The 3,976-nt window shown below is 66.8% G+C and carries 4 protein-coding genes; all 4 read right to left on the reverse strand.

Annotated elements, in window-relative coordinates; genetic code table 11:
* On the reverse strand, positions 1 to 2,405 hold a 2,405-nt coding region (locus HS053_RS21910), incomplete at its 3' end, for a phage tail length tape measure family protein (RefSeq protein ID WP_174213364.1).
* Positions 2,395 to 2,673, reverse strand: a complete 279-nt coding sequence (locus tag HS053_RS21915; RefSeq protein WP_174213365.1) for a DUF1799 domain-containing protein — start codon at positions 2,671 to 2,673, stop codon at positions 2,395 to 2,397. The genes HS053_RS21915 and HS053_RS21910, both read right to left, overlap by 11 nt.
* 80 nt (positions 2,674 to 2,753) lie before the next feature.
* Complete coding sequence (locus tag HS053_RS21920; RefSeq protein ID WP_174213366.1) at positions 2,754 to 3,092, reverse strand: hypothetical protein; 339 nt, start codon at positions 3,090 to 3,092, stop codon at positions 2,754 to 2,756.
* A gap of 14 nt (positions 3,093 to 3,106) precedes the next feature.
* On the reverse strand, positions 3,107 to 3,976 hold an 870-nt coding region (locus tag HS053_RS21925), incomplete at its 5' end, for a phage tail tube protein (protein ID WP_174213367.1).

Raw genomic sequence — 3,976 nt, forward strand, 5'->3', positions numbered from 1 at the left:
AGCCGCATCCGTTCCGCGATCAGGTCGGCCACCGATTGCTTTTCTGCATCGGTCGCGCCCTTCAGCGCTTCGTGGTTCTTCAGGATTTCGGCCTGGACGGGGTCCAGCACCCGCAGCGCCTCGATCTGTTCGCGCTCGCGCTGGATCAGTTCGGCCAGTGCATTGGCTTCGGCTTTCGCGCCGCCACCACCTCCGCCTTTGCCGACCCCGGAGGCACCTGCGGTCGGGGTGCTGACCGAAGAGCCGGAGCCGGGGTTGTCACCGAAGGTCAGACCGCCGCTGAAACCAAGGTTGCCGACCGAGCCGACGCCACCAAAACTCAACCCGCCCGGTTTGGCGGGAGTTCCGCCCGGCTTGACCACCGATCCGTCCGAGACCGTCAGCCCGACATTGGCGATCGCGGCCGCGTTCCGCAGGGAGATGCCAAGGTTTTGCGCCAAGAGCATCGCCTGTCCGGCCGCCGCCGCGATGCCCGCCGCCATGTTGATCGCAGCCACACCGCGCGCCGCGTCCCAGGCATCCATGAGATCATCCGCAAGCTTGCCGCTGATCCCCTGCGCCGCGAGCTGCGCCTCATAGACCTGCCGCTCGGCCGAGACCCGGGCATAGGCCACTTCCAGACTGTCAGCGCCCCAGCGGGCCGTCAGTTCGACGATGCCCGCCTCCTGCTGATGCTGCGCCAGCATCTGGTCGGCGGCGGTCCGCGCGGCAGCGATGCGCGCAGCCTCGGCCAGCGCCTGACGTACCGCCTCTTGCCCACGCATCTGCTGGGCCTGCAGACTGTCGCGGCCGATGCCCAGCTCGCGGATCTTCGCCTCGACTGCCGCATTCGCCTGACGCGCCTCTTCGGCACGGACTTCGGCTGACTGCTCGCCATAGGCCAGCTTCAGGCGGGCGAGTTCCACTTCCTCGCGTCCCGCCGCCAGCAGATCGCGGGCGTCCTGAAACCCCTTGCCCGGGTCGCGCGGCTTGACAATGTCCGCGATGGTCGGGCCGCCCATCCGGGTGTTTTCGGTGCCTGTGGCGCGGGCGAGGTCAATGGCCTGACGCTGCATCTTTGCCTGTTCAGCCACGATCCGCTCGATCGCGCTTTCAGTCGCCAGCAGCGAGTCGTAGTAAACCAGTTGGGCGGCGTTCATGCTGCCGATGCCGCCAGCAGCCTCTTCCAGTTGCTTTTTCAGATCGCGCACGATTGCGACCTGCGCGGCTGGGCCTTCCGCTGTTTGCAGGCTTTCAAGCGACTGGCGAAACCCGGCGACTGGCGCCGTCAGTATCTTACCAGCGAAGCCACGGCGGTAGATATCAGTGCCGAGGAGCCTTGCCACATCACCCGGTCCGGTACTCAACAGACCTCCGCCGACATCATCCTTCAGCGCCTTCAGACCCGCGCGAAGATCCTGCAAGGCCCGAACCTGCGCCAGTGCCGACAGGCTCCGCTGCATATCCGCCAGAGCCGGATTGATCTGTCCGAAGTCGGCGACGATGTCGGCGGCCGTCCGGCTGGTCGCCTCGCCCAGCTTGCGCACCGAGCCAGTCATGTCGGAAATAGTATCTTCCGTCGATTTGGCCTCGGAACCCATCGACATCAGCGACTGAACCGCGACGGCCCCCAGCGCGATCACACCCATGGTGACCAGGGACATCGGGCTGACCATGCCCATCAGCGCAGACCGGATCGCGGGGCCAAGGGCCTGCCCTTCCTTGCGCATCATCCCGAAGACCTGGCTGACCTGCGTGCCCTGCTGGATGGCCAGCATCATCGGGTTCTGGCCCGCAGCCATCATCATGAAGATGTCGTTCGCCTGGAAACCGAGGTTCGCCAGATGAGCGTTCGACGCAGCCGCAGTTTGCCCTACCTGCCGAATGACAGGCGTCATGGACTGTGCCGCCCGCTCCCGGGCCTGCGCCGCGCCAAGGGCCGAAAGCGCGCCCAGCCGCTCGGCTTCAGCGATCTCGCGCAGCTCTAGCTCATAGCGCTGCGAGGCCGCGAAGAGCGGATCATATTTGGCCCGCACCTGATCGAGGACGGACTGATAGAGCCGGGCTTCGTCGGTCGCCTGCCGGAAATCCGCCGCGATTTCGTCGATCCCGAGCGAGGCATCGCCAAGAGCGGCAAGCGTGCCCAGAAAGGTCGAAGGGCCGATCCGCGACATGGAGGCGCCCAGCTTGCCAACCACCGCATCAAGGGATTGGGCGGCGGTGACGGCGCGCAAGAAATCGCCCGCCGTTGCCTCACTGGCCTCACCCGCAGCCGAGATGCCCGCACCGCCGGTCCTGGCGCCCTGACCGGCCTTGGCCACGGCAGCCCCAAGCTGATCCGTCTCGCCGCGCAGCCCGGCAATGGCAGAGCGCGCCCGACCGGTATCGGCCTCAAACAGCATGCTGACGCGCAGGTTACCGGCCACGGGCGTTAAGCTCCTCTATTGCCCCGGATTCGATGTCGCGAACCTCGGCCCACAGGCCGGGGGTCATCTCGATGCCCGCCAGATCAAGCCCGGCGCGGGCGGCGGTGTAGTCGAGGCCGAGCCACAAGAGCCGGGTCGCCTCGAGGCTGGAGAGCGCCTGCGTCCGCCACTGGCCCGACACCGCGCACCAGGCGGTCCATGCGGGCAGATGGTCGGCCCAGAGACCCTCGTCTTCCGCCGCCTCTTCCAGTTGCAGCACGAGCCCCATCCGGGCGGCGTCCTCCTTGGCGCGGGAAAGGTCGCGGCTTCCGCCACGGTCGCCGCGCGCCCAGACCCGCCCGGCGGCGGTCAGTTTCCCCGCTTGGCGCCCATGAGTTGGGCCTGATAGGTGTCGATCACCGCGCGGCGGACGAAGACATCCGTCAGGATCAGGGTCCGCGCGGCGGGGCTGAAGATCAGCGGCACATCTTCGCCGTCCCGGTCATCGGTCAGCCCCTCCCAGCCGATCAGCACATCAGCCAGAAACGCGTCCTGACCGGCGGCATCCAGAAGATGGTGTTCGGCCAGTTCCGGCACCGACAGCGCCCGAAACGTCGCCGTGAAGCTCTGGGTTTCGACGGCGCCTTCATCGGTCGGGAAATCGACGCTGACCTTGGCTTTGAACTGGCGGTTCTTGACGATCTTCATGGTGCGGACTCCGGTCAGGTAAAGGCGAGGGTGAACTGGTCGTTGCCAGAGGTGGGCACGGGCACGAACTTCAGTGGCCATTCGGTGATGCCATCCTGCTCGGCCAGCCCGGTCGGGCGCTGCACCTGGGCGGCAGGAACCGACAACGTGCAGATCTTGCCCGCCCCGGTGCCGTGGATCAGGCTGATGGCCTGCGCGGTACCGGCAGCGGCAAGGCTGAACGGGTTGTAGGTCGCCAGCGGCACCGCCTCGATCTGCAAGTCGATCATCTCGCTGCGATCGGTGATCAGGATGCTTTCCGACCGGACCAGCATGCGCGGCGTCACCTTGTTGCCAGCATCCAGGGAGAAGGACCGCAGGACAGCGGCCACGGCGCCGATGGTGAAGGTCGGCGTATTGGCGCTGCTCGCCACCTGCGGCATCTGCGTCAACTGGGTGCCGTAGGTTGCCGTCGGCAGCGCCAGCGCCGCGGGCTGCGTGAAAAGCCCGGTGAACTCGAACTCCAGATAGACCACGCCCTGCGCGGACATGACGTATTTGAAGGTGCCGCGGGCGCCCTTGAACAGATAGTTCGTGCCGTCGTTCACGAAGTAGATCGTGCAGCTTTCATGGGCCGACGAGACCGGGTTATAGGTGACCGACGTCGCCGCAACGATGGTTTCGGCCATCGCGCAGGACCGCAGCAGCACCCCGATCGCCGGGGCGGTGCCCGCCGTGCCCGAACCCTTGACCTCGACCTTGAAGCTGATCTTGGCATGCAGCCCCGCCGCGATGGTGGGACGGGCGCCCATATAGGGCCGCTCGAAGCCGCGGGTGACGTCCTGCCCCTCCATCGGCATGACACGCACATCCTCCGCCAGAATGGCATTGGCCGCGCCGGTGGG

The organism is Tabrizicola fusiformis (genome assembly GCF_013328815.1).
GTDB lineage: Bacteria > Pseudomonadota > Alphaproteobacteria > Rhodobacterales > Rhodobacteraceae > Fuscibacter.